The organism is Methylobacter sp. (assembly GCF_036845245.1).
Classification (GTDB): domain Bacteria; phylum Pseudomonadota; class Gammaproteobacteria; order Methylococcales; family Methylomonadaceae; genus Methylobacter_A.
On the sequence record NZ_DAIUEH010000028.1, the window covers coordinates 52,523 to 72,996 of the forward strand.

The following is a 20,474-nucleotide window of genomic DNA, read 5'->3' on the forward strand; positions in this document are numbered from 1 at the left end:
TCAATTATCCGTTGAATTATCAGAAGTTGATATCGTTTGATCGAATTGTTTACCTAACTGAAAATCAAGAAAATGACCAAAATGGATAAAATCGCCCAATTGAAATTCAATGGGGTCTTCCTCTAGCTTGTTGACGCTGAGCTTATGTAAAAGATGTCCTGTCTGTTCATCATCATGCCATTTCGATTCAATCCCACCAAGAACGGCGCCATCACTTGCAAGCAAGCTTAGATTAGGATGCAATTTTGCTTTCTTAACTGCTTCTGGATATCCATCTTTTGAGCCATATAGCAAGGCAAAACAAACCGCAGTGGGATTGCTTCTAAGCCCATGTAAAATAACCTCGTTCAAATGTTGATCAATAAAGGAATAACCACAAGTCAACAAAACAGCCTGCCCACGCGCCAAAAAAGCTCTTAATCTATCTTGCATCGCAAGATAGGGCATACGCCTGCTTTGAGCGTATTTAAGATGCGATGGATAAATCATTTGCCTGCGCCCATCGCCGTTTTCTTGACGAACAACTTCTTCAATCTCACCTTCTTTACTGGTTGTACTCCACCAATTCACAGATCCGTGAACTTTCCATAACCTAGCCCATCTTGCTGGAAGTACTTCATTTTCCATGGCGGTTAAGTCAAAAAATGCCTGTTTTGCACCAATAAAACCGTCAAAGTACGGAATCTTATGAACTTCAAGAGCTTGTTCTATAAGTAGGTCATAATTAGGCGTAAAAATTTCTATCGGATGAGTGCGTGGAATGCCTTGTATCCACTTTGCTAATTGAAGATATGGTGAATTAATGTCAGGTAACTTTACATTTACTACTTCGGTAGTAATTCTACATATTTCGGCATCAAGTCCAGATAGCAATTGGTCTGTAAGGCCGTCAATAGCACCTTTTTTGACCACATCTTGAAGGCTTCGGAGGTGGCTTAATATATCTTCGATTGTAGTTTTTGATGTAGTGTTGCTAAGTCTATCGGCTATTTTTTTGTAGCTTTCTTTGTGAGTTGTTGAAGCTTCCATTTTATCGGAGACTAATGTCGTAAGACCTTGAATATCTGGGATTAGAGGCTTTTTGTCATCTCCAATTCTAATCGAATAGGGACATCCAGCACCTAGTAAAAAAGCTATTCTCATTTTATCTGGTGCCAGAACCTGCTGAAGTAAGTGAAGTAAGGATGATTGGCGATATGGACAGTGCGTTTTATTCATCATGATTGGTTATTCCTCATATGTATCGGTGCTTTGTTCAAATAGTTTAAATTTTGGTTCTGCTGATACGACTTCCCCGTTATGTATTTCAAATCACCGTTCACGTCGACCATGACATTATTTGCTTCGCGTTTGGCAGATTGCTTTAGGTCGTTTTACGTATCCTGCACAAAGAAGCGGGTAGGATGAGTAGGGCGGCAGCGAAACCCATCAATTTCAAATAAAGCGCTCTATTCCAAATCAGATCCGAACTCACAATTGCCAATCCCTGTCCAATCCACGGTAATATGCCCAAACGAACATACGGGCAAAAAATGAATACCGCCAATCGGACACATTTTACCCCGTAGGAACTGTGTATAAACAATCAAGAAAAGAGACGCTTCAACAATTCATCCCGCGTAAGCTTGAAGTGCGATTCGATGCCGCTAAAAATCGAAGCCAATGTGCCGATTTTTAAAGGATTATGAGCGGGAATAGTTATGTGATGTTCGCCGTTCTCAAAAGTTGTCAGGCGAATGTGGCTGCCGGTTTGGCGGGTGATATGGTATCCGAGTCCGGCAAGCGCTTTTGCAAGCTGGATTCCATCAATGTCGCGGGGGAGTTTCAAACTGCGATGACTTCTTCGCGAACGAAATGCAGGCGGATCATCTTGGGTTTTTTGTCTTCATCGAAATGGCAGCGAACCGCATCTTGGACATTGGCATGGAGTTCTTCAAGATTGTCCGCGTCTGTATAAATCGATTCGCCGAGCGCCTTGGCCGTATAACCGCCTTCAGGGGCGTCCTCTACAATAAAAAAAATTTCGTTCATATCTGCTCCTTTGTCTGCTACGGATACTAACAAAGTATCGGTAATCATGCAAAAACCAACAAAAATCGCAATTTCACTTAGGATAATTGGAGCCGCGACTTCAGTCGCGGCGATGTCTGTTATCTTCTCCGCCAATGCATGAATTAACTCAACCCATCACACCATTTGCGAGTGCGTATTTCAATACCCCCCAACAATCAAAACACTACTCCTTCCCCCGCCTTGCTTTTCAACCACCACCTTAGCGCCAATCCTCTCCACCAAAATCGGCACATGCGAGATAACGCCGACTTTCCTGCCCAAAGCTTGCAAGGTATCCAGACTGGCGATAGCGATATCCAACGTTTCAGGGTCCAGGCTGCCGAAGCCTTCGTCAATAAACAGCGATTCGACCTGGGTTTTATTGGATGATAACGACGCCAAGCCCAAGGCCAGCGCCAGCGATACCAAAAAGCTTTCGCCGCCGGACAGGCTGTGGACGCTACGGACGTCGTCGGCCATGTCGCGGTCTATGATTTGCAGCTCCAGGTCGCTGCCCGGTACGCGCTGCAGGCTATAACGTTTGGCGAAATCTTCAAGATGCTGGTTACTGTGCGCCAGCAGGGCTTCCAGGGTCAAACTCTGGGCAAAAGTCCGAAACTTGGCGCCGTTTTTCGAACCGATCAATTCATTCAGGCTTTCCCACTGCGTCCAGCGGTCTTGCTGGCTATCCAGTTCAGCTTTCAAAGCACGACCGGCTTCGATTTTTTTATCGTCTTCCCGCAGCAGTATGACTTGTTCTTCTTTTTGGGTATGCACGACCTGTCTTTGCTGCTGCAATTGTATTGCCAGTTTATTGGCGTCTTCCTCGGGTATTTCGACAGGATGGCTTTGTTGCTTTTGGCAATCGTCGGCTTTAACCTTTAATAAGGCCAAAGACTCTTGCAGGGTGCGCTCCAGCGCCGCCATTTGGTTTTTTTGTTTGGTCAGCCAGAGATCGTCTTTTTCCAGCAACTGGCTTAACTGCTCAAGATTGATGTCCTGCTTTGCCAGCGCTTGGTTCAGAGTGCTCAGGGCTTTTTCCAGATTGTCGTAACGCCGGCCGGTTTCGGTTTGCCAATGCTGCTGATTTTGTTTGTGGGTTGCCAGCTCCGTTTCCGCCTGATTGACTGCATGCCCGGCCTGCTGGTGCGCCGTTCTTGCGGTCAGCACGTTTTGGTTAATGCTGTGCTGATAACTGTCGGCAGTAAGCCCAGGCAACACTGCGTCGCGCTCAACTGACAGTTTTTGCATGTTCGCTGTTTGGCTCTGTAGCTCGGCTTGCTTAGCCCTGTGTTGTTGCAAGCATTGACTCAGCGCTTGCCCGGCGAGTTTTTCATCATGATTGATTTTTTCCAAGGCTTTGGCAACGGTTTCAAGCTGCTGTTCGGTGTGCTGGAATCGCTGCGCTTTTGCCGCGCAATCCTGCCTGAATTCCGCTGTGGAATCGTGTAGATCAGCTTGCCAGCTATTCAACTGACTGAACGGCGTCGCCAATAACTCGCCTATCGCTTGCAGTTGTTTTTCCAATTCCAAAATACCGGTAGTGACATGTGCCAGCTCGGCTTTATTTTTAGCGTACTGCTTGTCCAGTCCGGCATGTTCCGCTGATAAGTTTTCTTTATTCAGCTTTAAAGTATCGAATGAATCCTGTGCCACTTTAAGCTGTTTTTGCAATTCCAAGGCCGCTTTTTCCTGCTGCTTGATCAGTTCCATCGCCAAACTTGTGTGTTCGTCGTAACTTTTAAGTGCGGGCAAAAGCTGAACATCAATAACGGCAAAATCGGGCTTATCTTGTAGAGTTAAAGCGGCCCAATCACTACCGCATTGAACCAGCTTTGTCTGCGCTTCGGCAAGCTTCTCGGTTAGTGCTGTTTTTTGCTCCTGCCCCTGGCTGATGGATTTGGTCAGCTCGGCGATAGTTTTAATCAGCGTTTCATGTTGATTTTCCAGCTCGGCAACTCTTGCCGACTGCGCCGCGGCATGTTCATTGCCTATACCGGTCTGATCTTTCCACGGATGTTCAAGCGCACCGCAAACCGGACAGGGCTGGTCCTCCTCCAACAAAGCGCGGAACTGTTCGGCGTTTTTATGCATCGTTGCCTGTATCAGCTCCAAGGCTTTTTTAGCCTCGGCCAGAGCAACGCCATTCGTCATCTGCTGCTGGTTTAAGGTTTGCAGTTGCAACGTGCTGTCATTAACCGTTCGTTCGGTAGCCGCCAGACTATCCGTGTCCTGCTTGATTGTCTGTTGCAATTCCTGAGCATTGTTCGCCAGGCTCAATGCCAGGGCGACATGCCAACGTTTGGTTTCAAGCTCGTCTTTTGCGCGGAGCAGGTCTTCAATCGACTGCTTACTTTCCTGCTTTTTCAGTTGATCAAACGTCTGTTGATGCAGTTCCAGTTTTTTGTGACTATCATCGATCGCCACTTTTAATTCCGCCAGCCTCTGCTGATCCTTGGTAACCGCCAGTCTTAGCCGATCCGCTTTGAACGTGTCGTCTGTTTTCCGGAGATTCGCGATTTGATAGCGTTCCAGCTCGGCATCCCATCGGCTCCATTCGGCTGCGATCGGCTTGATCGCCTGGTTTTGTTCCAACCAAATATCAAGCTGTTGCAACGCCGAAATTTGTTCAGCCTGCCGGGTTAATAAAGACTGATGTTCTTTTTCGGCAGCGCCAAGCTGTGCAAGCAGGCGGTTTTCTTCAACGGCCAGGGTGTTGACCGTTTGCCGGATGACGTCAATGCGGGTGTCCAATGCCCGCGCTTTAATTAATACCGGTTCAGCCTGCTGCTGCTGTTGTTCGGCTTCGGCTAACGCAACTGCCAAAATTTCGAACTGTTCTTTTGCGCCGTGCAGTTTTGTTTCAGCGGCTATTTGCTGAGCGCTGCTGTCTTTGAGTTTTTGTTGGGCATCCCGGTGTTCGGCATCGGTTGTTTGATATTGCGCCAATAACGGCCTTAAAGGCTGCGCGGCTTCGACTTTTCGTATCAGCTGCCGGTCGGCTTCGGCTGCATCCCACGCATGTTGACTACCGGTAAGCGCATCACGGGCAACCCGTTCAGCTTCTTGCAGCTTTTTCAGTTCGGCATACCAGTCGATAATTTTCTGGTTGCTTGCGATTTGCTGATCCAGATCGGCCAACTGGCTGATGAATTGGTCGCGTTGCTGTTCCAGTTGTTGCCGGGCTTCTGCATCCAGCGGGATTTGATCCTGCATCCGGTTTGCAATTTGAGTTAACGCGTCTTTTTCCTGCCGCGCCCGCTCGAATGCGGCGATAGACAACTCTGAATAAAGCTCGGTGCCGGTGATGCGCTCCAGCAAACTGGAACGCTCGTCTTTTTTGGCTTTCAAAAACGCGGCAAAATCGCCCTGAGCCAATAGCACTGAGCGGCGGAACTGGTCGAAGTTAAGGTCGATCAATTCGCTGATTGTATCCAGCGTATTTTTCTTGCCCTGCCCGATACTTTGTCCGTCTGCAATATTGCACAACGTAACATTCTGCGCCTGCAAGCGGCCATCGGCTTTGCCTCGGGCTTTGCTGACTTCCCAACGTGCACGGTAGTGATGCTTGTCCTTACCGATAAAATCCACTTCGGCATACGCGTGGCTGGTGCCCCGGCGCAGTATCGAACGCACGTCGTTACTGGTCACGCGCAGGTTTTCATCTTCATCTTTATGGCCTACCGCAAAACCATGGCCGTCCGGCAGGCGCGGGATTTTGTCATATAGCGCCAAGCACAAGGCATCCAGTATTGTGCTTTTGCCGGCGCCGGTTTGGCCGGTAATCGCAAATAAACCGGCCTGCTCCAATGGCCCTGAATTCAGCAGAATCTCGAACGGCTCGGCCAAGCTGGCCAGGTTTTTTCCGCGTATTGCTAAAATGCGCATTATTCGGTTCCTTGCAGGCTTTCAAGCAATTCGTTAAACAACGCATTCATCGCTTCGGGCGCATCCTGCTCGTATTTGTTTTGATAACAGCGTTGGAAAACATCTAGCGGTTGCAGCTCTTCCAGGCGTTCTTCGATTTTCAGATCGGCCAGGCTTTTTTCGCTGCCGCTGTAGGCGGTGGAGATTTTCAATAAACGCACCGGCAGTTTGGCGATGATTTCTTCAATCTGCTGGCGCAATCCGGGCTCCGGCTTTTCCAGCCTGATTCTCAATTCAAGCAGCGGACGTTGCTCTATCGGCAGATCGTCCAGGCTCAGGTTTTCCAAGTGCACGATCACCTCCGGCAACGCAGCAAAATCCTTGCCGTTGGGAATTCTTAATAATTGAACACTACGGGGAATTTTAATAGCGATGGTTTCAACCGGCTGACCGGCCATGACATCAACCTGAACGATCTGATGCGAATAACCGGCTTCATCAAACGACAGCGGAATCGGCGAACCGCTGTAGCGAATATGTTCATTCGCACCGACCCGTTGCGCCAAATGCAAATGGCCTAACGCGACATAAGCAATGTCCTCGGGAAATAATTCAACCGGCAGCGCATGCTGGTTGCCGCCCAGTATTTTACGCTCGCTTAATTCGGATACCGCGCCATTGACCATATAACAATGCCCGGTCAGGATCAGGCTTTGTGTATTGCCTGCCTTTTGTTGCAGCTGCGTGAACAGTTCGGCATACAGCGATTTCATGCCGGAGATTAACGGATCGCTGTCTTGCTCATCGGGTGGTATTGCTTCCGTACCGCTTATATCCTTGGCAATCGTAGGCAAGTCGGCATTACGTAAAAACGGCATGGCTCCGCACCATGCTTTAACTTCGCCCACCGCATTGGTCAGCGGCACCAACAAACGCTCCCAATCAATACCGCCCTGCTGGTCGCGCGACAAACCGCCGACCACGGTAACGCCCAGAGCATTGAGAATAGGTGCAGGCGCGTCCAGCCTTGAAGCGGAATCGTGATTGCCGCCGACCAAAACAATGTCCAAGTTTGGCAGCCGGGTTCTGGCTTTGACCAGAAAGTCATAAAGCTGCAATTGCGCGGCGGAGGATGGATTTGCCGAATCGAAAATATCACCGGCAACAATCAACGCATCGGCTTGTTTGGTTTGTAATTCATCCAGCAGCCAATCCAGAAACTGCTGATGTTCCAGTTGCCTGGATACGCCGTGCAGATGATGTCCGAGGTGCCAGTCTGCGGTGTGGAATAGTCTTAACATTAGTTTCCTGTTTTAAAGGGTTTGATGGCAAGCAATATAACAAAGAAAAATAATCTGTAGCGGATCAATCTTTTTAACCAAAAAATAATTGTTCCGAGGTTTGGCAGGGGTCACAGTGAAAAACCACGACAATAGCCTGATATTGGTGTTCTCTTTAATTCACCAAACGATGGGCCTCGTACTTTATATCATGCTATGCTTTTAACAGTCAGCTCACACAAAACGTTTATTAATATTGTAATTCATTTTTGTTTTTTGCCAGGAGTGTTACCTATAATGCTTTTTAAAGATTTTGAATTCGATATATTGAAGTCAAATGATTTCAAGGAAGATTCTGTTCGTGAAGAGTTAATCACGCCAATTTTGCACAGGCTGGGTTATAAATCTCACGGGGATTATAAGATACAGAGAGGAAAAGCTCTTAATCATCCATACGTTCTAATTGGAACTCAAAAACAAAAAATTAATATATTTCCAGACTACATTCTTAGTGTTAAAAAGAACGTAGCTTGCGTATTAGATGCAAAATCACCAAAAGAAAATATCCGTAATGGAAAAAACGTTGAGCAAGCATACAGTTATGCTATTCATCCTGATGTTAGAGCTAGTTTATATGCATTATGTAATGGAAATGAATTAACTGTTTTCCACATTAATCAGATAAACCCTATTCTCATCATCCCATTAATAAAATCAGATGAGCTTTGGGGAGAAATAGAAAATGTATTAGCTCCATACAAAATACAGGATTTCTCACCTATGCCTCAAAATCTATACCCAGATTATGGAACGATGCTTTACAAGGCTGGAATTAAAAGTCACGTAATACAATATGATTACGATGTACCGGTCGATCATATTGTCAGAGTAAACGACCATACATTTTCAATTAACTTGAACAGGATGGTTGGTGATATAGAGTATGCAGTAGCTTACGATTTTGATGCTGGGAAATTATCTGCTTTATTGAAAACTCTTCCAGAAAATAAGGCTTTCAACATAGTTGAATTACTTACTCGACAGCCATATAAAGCTAATATCCAACCGCCTCATAAGATAAATATAACTTCAATAATTGGAGAGCCAACGGAAACTATGCATGAAATAATAATTCCATTGATTGTACGCGAGTTCAATATTGCCCAGTAGCGGCGCGGTACGGCCTACGCTAAACCAACCGACTATGCGGCTTTCTGTTCCTGCAAAGGCAACAGTCCGGAAACACTGGCTTCTAATACCACCATCTGCACAAGATGATTATTCGCATCGTAAGACAAAACGACATTCCAATCTTGCGTTGTTTCTCTAACGATAGGGTTGTCGCTAAAATGCAGTTCCAAAATATCGTCTTCAGGATAGTAGATTGTTTTCATAATTCATTCTCGAAACTAAAGTGATACATCACTGTTTTAACAATAACCGCTTGATCCATGACCACTGCGGCACAAAGCAAGTTATCGGTTCGATGTTGATAGCACTTTGCTATCCATGCATGCTTGTCGTCTTTATAGCTTAATTGCCCTGTTTCTATAAGGTCACTTAACAATTCCTTCGAAATATCACGTTCAATCATGCGTTTTTGAGCATGTTCCGTTACGTGAATAATTTTATTGAAGCGTTGACTATGCACGGCTTAACCGACTGTTTATTTGCTGGGTGAGTTTCATGCTACCCGCCGCCGTATTTCCGCGTCAATAACTTTAGGCATGCTGTCTATGCCTGACATTAGCCGCTTCGATATGTCGGGTTACGCTACTAACCCGACCTATGACTCAATCAAGAAAGCCCCAAAACATCCTGCATATCGTACAAACCGCTATCCTTACCAGCCAACCAGACCGCCGCCCTGACTGCACCGTTGGCAAAGGTCATGCGACTGGTGGCTTTGTGAGTGATTTCCACCCGCTCGCCGTCGTCGGCAAACATGACGGTATGCTCGCCAACGATGTCCCCGGCTCTGATGGTTGAAAAACCGATGGTTTTTCTGTCGCGCTCGCCGGTATTGCCTTCCCTGCCGTAAATCGCGCAGTCTTTTAAATCCCGGCCTAACGCATCGGCTATCACTTCTCCCATGCGTAATGCTGTGCCGGACGGCGCATCGACTTTATGCCGGTGATGAGCCTCGATCACTTCAATATCGGTGTAATCGCCCATGACTTTGGCGGTCATCTCCAGCAATTTAAGCGACAGGTTGACGCCGACGCTCATGTTGGGTGCCATCACTATCGCTACGTCTTTAGCCGCTTCGCTAATCAGGGCTTTTTGCGCATCAGTGTAGCCGGTGGTGCCGATGACCAGCTTTTTTCCGGCTTCGCGGCAAATCCCGATAAAGTCCATTGACGCATCGGGCCGGGTAAAATCGATCAATACGTCGAATTGATCGACAACGGACGCCAAGTCATCGACGACTTTAACGCCGACGACGCTGATGCCCGCCAGTTCACCCGCGTCCCGGCCTATGGCTAGACTCTCGGGACGGGAAACGGCAACAGCCAATTCGGCATTTTTCGCCAGCGCCGCCGCTTTAATCAAGCAAAGACCCATGCGGCCGGACGCACCTACAACAGCAATACGCATCATGACTTATCCTGTTAATTTATCGAAAAAGCTTTTTACGCCATCAGTCCACGAAGACTCTTGAGGACTATGATGTTTACCGCCGCCTGATAAGGATTCGCTGAGCTGCTCAACCAGGGCTTTTTGCTCTTTGGTCAGATGCACGGGCGTTTCAACCTGTACTTTACACATTAAATCGCCGACCGGTCCGCCTCTGACCGGCTTGACGCCTTTGCCGCGAAGCCTGAATAATTTCCCGGTTTGTGTCTCGGCAGGGATTTTCAACAGCACTTTGCCGTTCAAGGTCGGCACTTCCAGCTCGCCGCCCAAGCAGGCGGTAGGAAAGCTGATCGGTACTTCGCAATATAAATTCGCGCCGTCACGGGTAAAAATCTGGTGATCTTTTACCTGAACCTGAACGTAAAGATCGCCTGCCGGGCCGCCGAATTCTCCGGCTTCGCCTTCTCCTGCCAAACGTATGCGATCGCCGGTATCAACACCTGCAGGAATTTTCGCGGACAGGGTTTTATTTTCCTGGACTCGCCCTTGGCCGTAACACACGCCGCAAGGATCTTTAATCTGTTTGCCGGTACCGCGGCAGGTTGGACAGGTTTGCTGAACCGAAAAAAAGCCTTGCTGCATCCTGACTTGGCCGTGACCATGGCAAGTTGAACAGATAACAGGGCTGGAACCTTTCTTGGCGCCGGAACCGCTACACTCGCCGCAAGTAACCAGCACCGGCACGCGAATTTTGGCGTCGGTACCGAATACGGCTTCTTCGAGTGTTAATTCCAGGTTGTAGCGCAGGTCCGAGCCGCGTTGAACATTGCTTCGCTGCTGTCTTCCGCCACCAAAAATATCGCCGAAAATATCGCTGAAACTTTCACCTGCACCAAAACCTCCGAAACCGCTGGCACCACGCCCGCCGCCCATCGAAGGGTCAATTCCGGCATGGCCGAATTGGTCGTAAGCGGAGCGTTTTTTAGGGTCTGATAAAACCTCGTAAGCTTCTTTAATCTGCTTAAACTTGGCCTCGGCTTCCACCTGATTATCTTTATTTCTGTCCGGATGATACTTCATCGCCTTGCTGCGATAGCTTTTCTTAATCTCTGCATCACTGGCGTTTCTGTCTACACCGAGAAGCTTGTAAAAATCTTCTTTTGCCATGGTTCAATATTCTATTGTTGGATTTTGGTGATTATCATCGTCTGACTTGGTCCGAGATATCCCGTGTAGAGATAAGAGACGGGTTACTAAACCGCAAAAAGAACACGAAGGGACACGAATTTTTTTCTTCGCGAGCTTCGTGTTCTTCGTGGCTTTATGCTTAAGTTAATATGTATTCGGGAGGATAAGATGCGTCCTCCCTTTACATTTTACTTCTTATCGTCATCTTTAACTTCTTCAAACTCGGCATCGACAACACCGTCATCCGCCGCATGATGTTCCGAAGAAGCATGGGCGCTGGAAGTGTCCCCTTCAGACGCTGACTTTTGCGCGTAAACGCGTTCAGCCAGTTTACCGGATAGTTCGGTTAAGTCATTGGTTTTAGATTCAATCGCTTCTTTATCATCACCTTTAAGCACAGTTTTCAATGCTTCAATAGCATGTTCAATGCTGGTTTTTTCATCGGCACTGACTTGATCGCCCAGTTCTTTCAATGATTTTTCAGTCGCATGAATCATACCGTCGGCATGGTTGCGTGCCGCGACCAATTGCGTCAGTTTACGGTCTTCGTCAGCATGCGCTTCGGCATCTTTAATCATACGTTCAACTTCGTCATCCGATAAACCGCTGGATGCTTTGATAACGATAGATTGTTTTTTGCCGGTCGCTTTGTCTTTAGCCGATACATTCAAAATACCGTTAGCATCAATGTCGAACGCGACTTCAATTTGCGGCACACCGCGCGGTGCAGGCGGAATATCGGCCAGATCAAATCGACCCAGTGATTTATTCGCCGCTGCGACTTCGCGCTCACCTTGCAATACATGAACAGTCACGGCGGTTTGATTGTCATCCGCTGTAGAGAAAACCTGCGATGCATTGGTCGGGATTGTGGTGTTTTTCTCGATCAGTTTGGTCATGACGCCGCCCATGGTTTCGATACCCAAAGATAACGGGATAACGTCCAACAACAATACGTCTTTAACTTCGCCGCCCAGAACGCCTGCCTGAATCGCAGCACCTAAAGCCACCGCTTCATCAGGGTTAACGTCTTTACGTGGTTCTTTGCCGAAAATGTTTTTTACCATTTCCTGTACTTTCGGCATACGGGTTTGACCGCCGACCAAAATCACGTCATTAATATCCGACGCCTTTAACTTCGCATCTTTCAGCGCCATTTCGCAAGGGCCTTTAGTGCGATTGATCAGCTCTTCAACCAGCGATTCCAGTTTGGCGCGAGTCAATTTAACATTTAAATGCTTAGGGCCTGATGCATCTGCAGTAATGTAAGGCAGGTTGACATCGGTTTGCTGGCTTGAAGACAATTCGATCTTGGCTTTTTCCGCCGCTTCTTTTAAACGTTGCAAGGCTAATGGGTCGTTATGAACGTCAACGCCGCTTTCTTTCTTAAATTCTGCGGCAAGAAATTCAATGATTCTTGAGTCGAAATCTTCACCACCCAGGAAAGTATCGCCATTGGTCGATAATACTTCGAATTGGTGCTCACCTTCTATCTCAGCAATTTCAATAATCGAAATATCGAACGTGCCGCCGCCTAAGTCATAGACTGCAATTTTGGTATCGCCTTTAGGCTTGTCCATACCGAAAGCCAATGCAGACGCAGTCGGTTCATTGATAATACGTTTAACTTCAAGTCCGGCAATACGACCGGCGTCTTTAGTCGCCTGACGTTGCGAGTCGTTAAAATAAGCCGGTACGGTAATAACCGCTTCGGTGACTTCTTCACCTAAATAGGCTTCGGCGTCTTTTTTCAGCTTCATTAAAATGCGTGCTGAAATCTCGGGAGCCGCCATTTTTTTACCGTGAACTTCAACCCAGGCATCGCCGTTTTCAGCTTCGACGATTTTATAAGGCACCATTTTGATGTCTTTTTGTACGACATCATCTTTAAAACGACGACCGATCAAACGCTTGATCGCAAATACGGTATTTTTTGGGTTAGTAACGGCCTGACGTTTCGCCGATTGACCGACCAATACTTCATCGTCACTGGTAAAAGCGATAATGGAAGGCGTAGTACGCGCACCTTCGCTGTTTTCAATTACTCTTGCGACGCCGTTTTCCAACACAGCAACGCACGAGTTTGTTGTTCCTAAATCTATGCCAATTATTTTAGCCATTGAATTCTCCAGACTTGAATTTATATAAAAAGGTAAAAGTTGTTACAAATATGAGGCTGCTTTATTTGATTTCAAGCCTGTTCATCGATACTAGGGCTATCTGTCGGCTTTTTTTCGGCTGCCTTGGCAACCAAAACCATAGCGGGACGAAGTAAGCGTCCGTTCAACATATAACCTTTTTGGAAAACGTTAACCACCGTATTCGGCTCTGCACCCTCTACCGCCTGCATAGCCATGGCCTGATGCAGTTCCGCATTAAACGGCTGGCCGATCGGATCAATCGCTTCAATTTTGAATTTTGCAAATACTGATTCGAATTGTTTAATCGTTAAATCGCTGCCTTCGCGGAATTTTTTCACTTCCTCGCTTTCGCCGGTTGCCGCCTGCAGGCCTAATACCAAGCTGTCTAATACCGGCAAGAGCTCTTTGGCAAAACCTGTTAGCGCAAATTTGTGCGCATCTTCCAGGTCTTTTTGTGTTCTTCTTTTCAGGTTTTCCATTTCCGCCTGAGCACGAACCGCTTTGTCCCAGTTCTCCTGCGCTTTTTGCTCAGCCTGGGCCAACGCCTGCTGCAACTCATCAATCGTAAATTCGTGCTCGACTAATTCGGTATGCGGCGGTTCACTAACCGTTTCGTTTTCAGTTTTAGCCTGGGATTCAGGCGCTTCCTGATCAGTACTCATTATTTATAGCTCCTTAACATTTAAAATTAATATCCATGCCTGACGAGGGCACAAAAAAGACATTATTTATAGTGGGGTCGTTGATTTTGGATTCAAGGCGGCGCCCAACAATTTTGCCGTTACATCAACAAAGGGAATGATTTTCTCGTAGGCCATACGCGTCGGCCCAATGACGCCGAGTACCCCGACCACTTCATCGCTAACCGAATACGATGAGGTCACCAAGCTGCAACGATCAAAAGCCCGGTAGCCGGATTCTTCGCCGATAAATATCTGTACGCCATCGGCTTTCATGCATTGATCCAGCAAATGAATAACGCCCTGCTTTTGGCTGAATGCTTCAAACAGATTTTTTAGTCGATCCATGTCGGATAGCTCGGAAAAACCCATTAAATTGGTTTCGCCGGTCAGCACATAATCATCTTTTTTATTGTCCTGATCGAACGCCAGCTGCGCCATTTTTACCGCATCCAGCATGCCTTGATTCATGCGTTCCTGGTCTTCCTGCAACTCTTTTAAAACAGCTTTGCGCACCGCATTAAGGCTACGCCCGGAATAAATCGAATTCAAATAATTGGCCGCCTGTTGTAATTCGGCGGGGCTGAATACTTTGGAGGTATGGATGATTTTGTTATGGACTTCCTGCTCATTGGTAACAAAAATGACTAATACGCGGGTGTGAGATAAAGACAGGAACTCGATATGGCGTAGACAGACCAGCTCTCTTTTGGGCAAAGTCACTACCCCGGCCATCTGCGACAATTCCGACAGCAGACGCGAAGCGACGCCGATTGCATCATTAGTGTCCTCGCTTAAAGATAAGCCTTGATGTAACCGGGTCAAGTCTTTCGATTCCAGAGGCTTGACCGTCAATAAACTGTCAACAAACAGGCGGTAACCGCTGACCGTAGGCACCCGTCCTGCCGAAGTATGCGGCGAATGTACCAGCCCCAGGTCTTCCAGATCGGCCATGACATTACGAATAGTCGCCGGACTTAAATTTAAATCCGAATCTTTTGATAAGGCCCGCGAACCCACAGGCTGGCCATCATTGATATAACGCTCGACCAGCGCTTTTAATAGCTGTAGCGACCGCTCATTTAAAACTTGCGTATTACTCACACCAACCTCTGCAACTAAGATTAGCACTCCATTAATACGAGTGCCAGCGGAGCAAAGTATCAGCTCACCGAACTATTGTCAACAAGCCTAAAAGGTTGGTTAATGCTTAGTTTTTTACTACGGAGTAAGTCTTGCCATCTCAAAACTACCGCTCTCTTACCCAAACAATTTTACTTTATTTTCTGTTATGACAATGTGATGAATTTTATTCTTCAACATTAGCTTAGCCGCGTCCTTGGCAGGCGTATGCGGGCCAACCTCAATAATTTGTACATACGCACGTCCCGACCCTGTCGCGCAGCATCATGACTCGCACTCTGTTGAGCGCAAATCTCTGCCAAGTAAAATGAGCACCCAAAGAAGTGCTTTTATGAGCGCATGCAGCCTGACTAATGCCCAGAATCAGCTGCACTTTAGCTCAAGAATGAGCCGTATATAACCAACTGCAAAAACACCAATCCCCAGAAATAAAGTCCGAAAAGAACGGCTTTGACTTGTATGGGTTGTTCAGAAGAATTACGCCTGATAATAACGATACCGCCCAGAGTCGCCATCAGCGCGATGACGACTCCGATCGATGCAATATTCATTGTTAATCTCTTACCGGAGGGGGCGCCAGCACGACTCTTGACCCATTGCTTTCCGCGGGACTGACAACACCGGCCGCTTCCATGCCTTCGATCATGGTTGCGGCACGGTTGTAACCGACTTTAAAGCGTCTTTGTACGCTGGATATTGAGGCTTTACGAGTTTCGGTAACAAATTGCACGGCTTCATCATACAAAGCATCCGCTTCGGAATCGCCATTGCCGCCACCGCCGCCCATACTGTAGCCATCGCTGGAATCGGAAGAATCGCGGGTGATGTCCTCCAAATAATCAGGCGGCGCGGTTTGTTTTAAAAATTCGACCACTCGATGCACTTCATGGTCGTCGACAAATGCGCCGTGAGCACGAATTGGTATGCTGGTTCCTGAAGGTAAAAACAGCATGTCACCGTTGCCCAACAAGGTTTCGGCGCCGCCTTGATCAAGAATGGTGCGTGAGTCGATGCGTGATGACACCTGGAATGAAATCCGGGTCGGTACGTTGGCTTTGATCAAACCGGTCAATACGTCAACCGATGGGCGCTGGGTCGCAAGAATCAAATGGATACCGGCCGCTCGGGCTTTTTGCGCCAGACGTGCGATCAGTTCTTCCACCTTTTTACCGACAATCATCATCATATCGGCTAATTCGTCGATAACAATGACGATGCTGGGCAGGGTATTCAAGGTGGGATACTCTTCCCCTTCCTCCAACGGATTGATCATTTGGAACATCGGGTCTCTGATGGTCTCGCCTCTTGCTGTCGCGTCTTCTACCAATTGATTGAATCCGGCCAAGTTTCTGACACCCATTTTAGACATTAGCTTATAGCGTCTTTCCATTTCGGCAACCGCCCAACGTAGCGCGTTGCTGGCTTCCTTCATATCGGTTACGACGGGAGTCAATAAATGTGGAATACCTTCATAAACCGATAACTCCAGCATCTTCGGGTCGATCATGATCAAGCGCACCTGTTCCGGAGTTGCTTTATAAAGCAGACTGAGGATCATGGTGTTAATAGCGACCGACTTACCTGAACCTGTGGTACCTGCAACCAGTGCATGGGGCATTTTGCCAAGATCGGCAACCATCGGCGTGCCGGAAATATCCTTGCCCATTGCCAGGGTCAGCATGGACTTGGACTTTTCGAACGGTGCCGACACCAACAATTCGCGCAAAGTCACCATTTCGCGTTCCCGGTTGGGAATTTCAAGACCGACTACCGATTTACCGGGGATAATTTCAACGATTCGAACACTGGTGACCGACAACGCTCTGGCCAAATCTTTGGATAATGTGCTAATGCGGCTGACTTTAACACCAGCCGCCGGTTGTATTTCAAAACGGGTGATGACAGGACCTGGATGAAAACCAACCACAGAGACGACGACATTAAAATCGGCGAGAATGTCTTCCACCAAGCGCGACATTTCTTCCAGATCGGTCTGTGAATATCCGATAACGCGCGTATCTCGGTGATCCAGTAACTCCAGAGAAGGCAACACGCCTTTGCTGGCATCATATTTAACGGTCGGCTGTTTTTTAGGTGGAAGCGTGTTTTTTGTTATTTTTTCTACAGGTTTTTCGATAGTCGGTATGACTTTAGCGCTGATTTTTTTCTTAAGTTCCGGCCTTCCTTGATTATTGACCAACGTCTGGGGGCGATTCATCTGGGTGCGATTGGCCGAATGCTCCTGCAACAAACCCAGAACGCTATTACAGAAAACCCGGCATATAAATACGGTGTATTTGCCGATGACATCTATTAGCGCGACCCATGACAGGCCGGTAACCAAAGTAACCCCGGCCAATAAAATTACCAGTAAGAATAGCGTTGCCCCTGAATTACCGAATACTACCAGCAACGCATTGCCGGTTTCCTGGCCTAAAATGCCGCCGGTGTTGCTGGGCAGTTCTATCCCTATCCTTAATAAATATAAATTTAATAATGCAGCACCTGAAATAATGGTCGCTATAGAGCCTATCCATTGCAGCGCGACAACCATCTTTTCGCGTCCTTGTCTGCCTCGGGTGTAAATCAGGTAACCTTGCCAGAAGATAATGACCGGAAACAGATAAGCGACTAAACCGAAACAGCTGAGCATGAAATCGGCGATCCATGCGCCAAAAACCCCGCACGCGTTAGAGACTGTCTGCACTGATCCGCTATGCGTCCAGCCTGCATCCTCGTTACTAAAAGTGATCAGCGAAATTAAAAAAAATAATGCACCTGCGATGAAGCCTAATAAAGCAACTTCACGCAAACCGCGAAAGGTTTTTTCTTCCATTACAGCAGCCATATTTAACAACTCGTCACATAAATTACTAATAAAACATAATTATAGATCAATAATGATATGTTTTACATTAGTAATATCCACAATAAACTCCAGCTCTCATTTCTGCCATTACCCGCCGACTATACTGATAAAACAGTTTACGAAACACGCTTTCCTCTTCATAATTAATTTTTTTCAGTCTTGCCTAGTGCAAAGGATTTTTAATGAGTGAGTCCAAACATTGCCGTCTTTTGATTCTCGGCTCCGGTCCTGCCGGTTATACCGCCGCAATCTATGCCGCGCGCGCCAACATGAATCCGGTTATCATTACGGGTATGCAACAAGGCGGCCAGTTAACTACAACGACCGAAGTAGATAACTGGCCCGGCGATATTGAAGGCTTGCAAGGGCCCGCACTCATGGAGAGAATGCTTAAACATGCCGAACGCTTTAATACCGAAATAATTTTCGACCACATACACACTGCCGATCTGTCCGCTCGTCCGTTTACATTATCTGGCGATTCAGGCACTTACACCTGTGATGCGCTGATTATTGCAACCGGCGCCTCAGCGCGTTATTTAGGCATGGAATCCGAGGAAGCTTTCAAAGGCAAAGGCGTATCGGCTTGCGCTACCTGCGACGGTTTTTTCTACAGAAACAAACCCGTTGCGGTCATCGGCGGCGGCAATACGGCTGTTGAAGAAGCGCTTTATTTATCTAATATTGCCTCAAAAGTCGTTGTCGTGCATCGCCGAGATAAATTCCGTTCCGAAAAGATCCTTTCCGACAAGCTGATTGAAAAATCTCAAAACGGCAATGTCAACATTGAGTGGAATTACCAGCTTGATGAAGTACTGGGCGACGACATGGGTGTTACCGGCCTTAGAATCAAGAACACTCAAGACGGCTCGACCAAAGAACTGGATGTACATGGTGTATTTATAGCCATTGGCCACACTCCCAATACCGGTATTTTTGAAGGCCAGCTGGATATGGAGCACGGCTATATTAAAGTCAAAAGCGGTATTCACGGCAACGCCACCGCAACCAGCGTTGAAGGCGTATTTGCTGCGGGCGATGTAATGGACTCGGTTTATAAACAAGCCATTACTTCAGCAGGCGCAGGCTGTATGGCGGCGCTGGATGCAGAAAAATTCCTCGATGAATTAGTCGGTTGAGCGGTAATTTGGGTTTAATGCCTGACCTGACTTTTCAGTTTCATGCCTTAAATCAAGTCAAGCTATGCGACTGACTGTTCTTGACCCGAAAAATCCACAGCAAGATTTTCCACTGGCAAGCCAAGCCCTCCGCGAACCGGACGGTTTACTTGCCATAGGGGGATGCCTGTCCCAAAATCGGTTGTTAAATGCTTACCGGCATGGAATATTTCCCTGGTATAACCGCGGCGAACCTATCTTATGGTGGTCGCCGGACCCCCGCTTGGTTTTATTTCCCGATAAACTGGTTATTTCCCACAGCTTGCGTAAAACCTTACGGAAAAATATTTTTTCAGTAACGTTTGACCAGGCTTTTAATGAAGTCATTACTGCCTGTGCGAATCCCCGCAAAGACAGCGCAGGCACTTGGATCACAGCAGAAATCAACGCTGCATACAATCAACTGCATCAAGCAGGATTTGCCCATTCGGTTGAAACATGGATTGGCGATGAATTGGTTGGCGGGTTATACGGTGTCGCACTGGGACAGGTTTTTTTGGGCGAATCGATGTTTCACACCAGAACCGATGCTTCCAAAGTAGCTTTCGTTACTTTGGTTCAGCTGCTTAAGTCTTGGGATTACCGAGTGGTGGACTGCCAAGTCCATACAAAGCACTTGGAAAGTCTTGGCGCCCAGGAAATCAGCCGGGATTATTTTATAAAGTTACTCGACCAATATTGCGACGTTCCTGCCAAGCCGTCCGCCTGGCAAGCTCAATAACTGCCGCTCTGGTCAATGCCGCTATCTTTTTTTCCATTAACTATGCGTTGCATACGATACATCGCAAGGCCTATGTTGGCCTGTTGGGCAAAATATTTAAACGCATTAAAATCTTCTTCAGTTAACGGTTCGTTACTTATTGCCCGATCAGTATAAATCAAGCCAATCGGTATCTTGTTGAAAAAAACCGGCATAATAAAACATTCGTTTTTTCCAACTACATTAATATCCCGGAGTGTATACAACTTGGCATTAACCAAAGGTTTAGCCCAGAAAGCCTGAGTACCTGCCAAAACATGAAAAAAAATATTGGGTGGTGTTTCCGCGATATTGAAAATGACCTTGTGCTCATATGCGTCTTTGCGCCAACCCAAAGACAGCCTTTCTTTAAGAGACTGCTTGTCGGTGACTAACAAAGAAAAAATAGTTCGATCCATACCGATACCCCGATGAATCCCCTCAAGCACTGTCTCAAGTAACAAATTGATGTCAAATTGATCACTTATTATTGACACTATGTCCTGCGAAATATGCAGTTGCAGTTGTTTTTTATCAACAACCGGCAATGACTGCTCTAGGTCGACAGCTTTATTTAGACGACTTTGAATGAGCATGGCGGCATCAATGGCGCCAAATTGACAAGCCATATCAGAGGCGGTGACGGTATTATTCTGAAGCTTTTCAATGATAACTTTTTGCGGCTGCTTGGTAAGAACTTCAATCGAGGTATAAATAAATCTGGTGTATGGCGAACTTGAATAAAGGTGGCGACCTCTGC

General features: G+C 47.0%; 19 protein-coding genes. 3 read left to right on the forward strand and 16 right to left on the reverse strand.

The genetic code is table 11. The features are described 5' to 3' along the window. The 5 genes from V7051_RS13635 to V7051_RS13655 all read right to left on the reverse strand — a co-directional run bounded on the left by V7051_RS13635 (window position 1) and on the right by V7051_RS13655 (window position 7,220). Window positions 1–1,221 (reverse strand): SIR2 family protein, encoded by a 1,221-nt coding sequence (locus tag V7051_RS13635; RefSeq protein ID WP_333875663.1) that lies wholly within the window; start codon window positions 1,219–1,221, stop codon window positions 1–3. 364 nt (window positions 1,222–1,585) lie between these two features. Beyond that, window positions 1,586–1,828: a type II toxin-antitoxin system HicA family toxin gene (locus V7051_RS13640; protein ID WP_331307853.1), complete on the reverse strand. Its 243-nt coding sequence runs from the start codon at window positions 1,826–1,828 to the stop codon at window positions 1,586–1,588. Then, window positions 1,825–2,166: a hypothetical protein gene (locus V7051_RS13645; RefSeq protein WP_333875665.1), complete on the reverse strand. Its 342-nt coding sequence runs from the start codon at window positions 2,164–2,166 to the stop codon at window positions 1,825–1,827. The genes V7051_RS13640 and V7051_RS13645 overlap by 4 nt, the downstream gene beginning before the upstream one ends. 45 nt (window positions 2,167–2,211) lie before the next feature. Further along, window positions 2,212–5,940 (reverse strand): AAA family ATPase, encoded by a 3,729-nt coding sequence (locus V7051_RS13650; RefSeq protein WP_333875667.1) that lies wholly within the window; start codon window positions 5,938–5,940, stop codon window positions 2,212–2,214. Continuing rightward, a complete protein-coding gene (locus V7051_RS13655) occupies window positions 5,940–7,220 on the reverse strand; it encodes an exonuclease SbcCD subunit D C-terminal domain-containing protein (protein WP_333875668.1) in 1,281 nt (426 codons plus the stop codon). Before V7051_RS13655 ends, V7051_RS13650 begins: the two co-directional genes overlap by 1 nt. A 276-nt stretch (window positions 7,221–7,496) precedes the next feature. On the opposite strand from V7051_RS13655, the gene V7051_RS13660 reads away from it, so the two are divergent. Further along, entirely contained in the window at window positions 7,497–8,369 is an 873-nt protein-coding gene (locus tag V7051_RS13660; protein WP_333875670.1) for a hypothetical protein, read from the forward strand. A gap of 32 nt (window positions 8,370–8,401) precedes the next feature. Here V7051_RS13660 and V7051_RS13665 read toward each other — a convergent pair whose 3' ends face one another. The 10 genes from V7051_RS13665 to V7051_RS13705 form a co-directional block, all read right to left on the reverse strand. Next, window positions 8,402–8,593, reverse strand: coding sequence for a DUF2283 domain-containing protein (locus tag V7051_RS13665; protein WP_331307848.1), 192 nt, complete (start codon window positions 8,591–8,593; stop codon window positions 8,402–8,404). Further along, the gene (locus tag V7051_RS13670) at window positions 8,590–8,850 is read right to left on the reverse strand and encodes a DUF4258 domain-containing protein (RefSeq protein WP_333875672.1); all 261 of its coding nucleotides are present in this window, start codon (window positions 8,848–8,850) and stop codon (window positions 8,590–8,592) included. Before V7051_RS13670 ends, V7051_RS13665 begins: the two co-directional genes overlap by 4 nt. A gap of 146 nt (window positions 8,851–8,996) precedes the next feature. Next, window positions 8,997–9,800 (reverse strand): 4-hydroxy-tetrahydrodipicolinate reductase, encoded by an 804-nt coding sequence (dapB, locus tag V7051_RS13675; protein ID WP_333875674.1) that lies wholly within the window; start codon window positions 9,798–9,800, stop codon window positions 8,997–8,999. A 3-nt stretch (window positions 9,801–9,803) separates the two neighbouring features. Then, on the reverse strand, window positions 9,804–10,943 hold the full coding sequence (gene dnaJ / locus V7051_RS13680; RefSeq protein WP_333875675.1) for a molecular chaperone DnaJ: 1,140 nt from the start codon (window positions 10,941–10,943) through the stop codon (window positions 9,804–9,806). A 209-nt stretch (window positions 10,944–11,152) separates the two neighbouring features. Then, complete coding sequence (dnaK, locus tag V7051_RS13685) at window positions 11,153–13,084, reverse strand: molecular chaperone DnaK (RefSeq protein WP_333875677.1); 1,932 nt, start codon at window positions 13,082–13,084, stop codon at window positions 11,153–11,155. 71 nt (window positions 13,085–13,155) lie between these two features. Continuing rightward, the gene (gene grpE / locus V7051_RS13690) at window positions 13,156–13,767 is read right to left on the reverse strand and encodes a nucleotide exchange factor GrpE (protein ID WP_333875679.1); all 612 of its coding nucleotides are present in this window, start codon (window positions 13,765–13,767) and stop codon (window positions 13,156–13,158) included. A gap of 66 nt (window positions 13,768–13,833) precedes the next feature. Then, window positions 13,834–14,889 (reverse strand): heat-inducible transcriptional repressor HrcA, encoded by a 1,056-nt coding sequence (gene hrcA, locus V7051_RS13695; protein ID WP_333875681.1) that lies wholly within the window; start codon window positions 14,887–14,889, stop codon window positions 13,834–13,836. A gap of 156 nt (window positions 14,890–15,045) precedes the next feature. Continuing rightward, window positions 15,046–15,156, reverse strand: a complete 111-nt coding sequence (locus V7051_RS24680) for a CBS domain-containing protein (protein ID WP_442919661.1) — start codon at window positions 15,154–15,156, stop codon at window positions 15,046–15,048. Between the two features lie 146 nt (window positions 15,157–15,302). Beyond that, a complete protein-coding gene (locus tag V7051_RS13700; protein WP_333875683.1) occupies window positions 15,303–15,479 on the reverse strand; it encodes a hypothetical protein in 177 nt (58 codons plus the stop codon). A 2-nt stretch (window positions 15,480–15,481) separates the two neighbouring features. Then, the gene (locus tag V7051_RS13705) at window positions 15,482–17,776 is read right to left on the reverse strand and encodes a DNA translocase FtsK (protein WP_333875684.1); all 2,295 of its coding nucleotides are present in this window, start codon (window positions 17,774–17,776) and stop codon (window positions 15,482–15,484) included. A 203-nt stretch (window positions 17,777–17,979) separates the two neighbouring features. Here V7051_RS13705 and trxB point away from each other — a divergent pair, with 203 nt between their 5' ends. Together trxB and aat are read left to right on the forward strand one after the other, a co-directional pair. After that, window positions 17,980–18,936, forward strand: a complete 957-nt coding sequence (gene trxB / locus V7051_RS13710) for a thioredoxin-disulfide reductase (RefSeq protein WP_333875686.1) — start codon at window positions 17,980–17,982, stop codon at window positions 18,934–18,936. A gap of 64 nt (window positions 18,937–19,000) precedes the next feature. Further along, window positions 19,001–19,696 (forward strand): leucyl/phenylalanyl-tRNA--protein transferase, encoded by a 696-nt coding sequence (gene aat / locus V7051_RS13715; protein ID WP_333875688.1) that lies wholly within the window; start codon window positions 19,001–19,003, stop codon window positions 19,694–19,696. Here the strand turns inward: aat and V7051_RS13720 are convergent. Continuing rightward, a partial coding sequence (locus V7051_RS13720) for a GAF domain-containing protein (protein ID WP_333875689.1) occupies window positions 19,690–20,474 on the reverse strand: 785 nt, incomplete at its 5' end. The genes aat and V7051_RS13720 overlap by 7 nt on opposite strands.

Bases quoted from the DNA above. Each gene is read 5' to 3' on its own strand.
- V7051_RS13705 (WP_333875684.1), bottom strand. From the start codon at position 17,776: ATGGCTGCTGTAATGGAAGAAAAAACCTTTCGCGGTTTGCGTGAAGTT.
- trxB (WP_333875686.1), top strand. From the start codon at position 17,980: ATGAGTGAGTCCAAACATTGCCGTCTTTTGATTCTCGGCTCCGGTCCT.
- V7051_RS13655 (WP_333875668.1), bottom strand. From the start codon at position 7,220: ATGTTAAGACTATTCCACACCGCAGACTGGCACCTCGGACATCATCTG.
- V7051_RS13650 (WP_333875667.1), bottom strand. From the start codon at position 5,940: ATGCGCATTTTAGCAATACGCGGAAAAAACCTGGCCAGCTTGGCCGAG.
- V7051_RS13660 (WP_333875670.1), top strand. From the start codon at position 7,497: ATGCTTTTTAAAGATTTTGAATTCGATATATTGAAGTCAAATGATTTC.
- aat (WP_333875688.1), top strand. From the start codon at position 19,001: ATGCGACTGACTGTTCTTGACCCGAAAAATCCACAGCAAGATTTTCCA.
- V7051_RS13635 (WP_333875663.1), bottom strand. From the start codon at position 1,221: ATGATGAATAAAACGCACTGTCCATATCGCCAATCATCCTTACTTCAC.
- dnaJ (WP_333875675.1), bottom strand. From the start codon at position 10,943: ATGGCAAAAGAAGATTTTTACAAGCTTCTCGGTGTAGACAGAAACGCC.
- grpE (WP_333875679.1), bottom strand. From the start codon at position 13,767: ATGAGTACTGATCAGGAAGCGCCTGAATCCCAGGCTAAAACTGAAAAC.
- dapB (WP_333875674.1), bottom strand. From the start codon at position 9,800: ATGATGCGTATTGCTGTTGTAGGTGCGTCCGGCCGCATGGGTCTTTGC.
- dnaK (WP_333875677.1), bottom strand. From the start codon at position 13,084: ATGGCTAAAATAATTGGCATAGATTTAGGAACAACAAACTCGTGCGTT.
- V7051_RS13665 (WP_331307848.1), bottom strand. From the start codon at position 8,593: ATGAAAACAATCTACTATCCTGAAGACGATATTTTGGAACTGCATTTT.
- V7051_RS13700 (WP_333875683.1), bottom strand. From the start codon at position 15,479: ATGAATATTGCATCGATCGGAGTCGTCATCGCGCTGATGGCGACTCTG.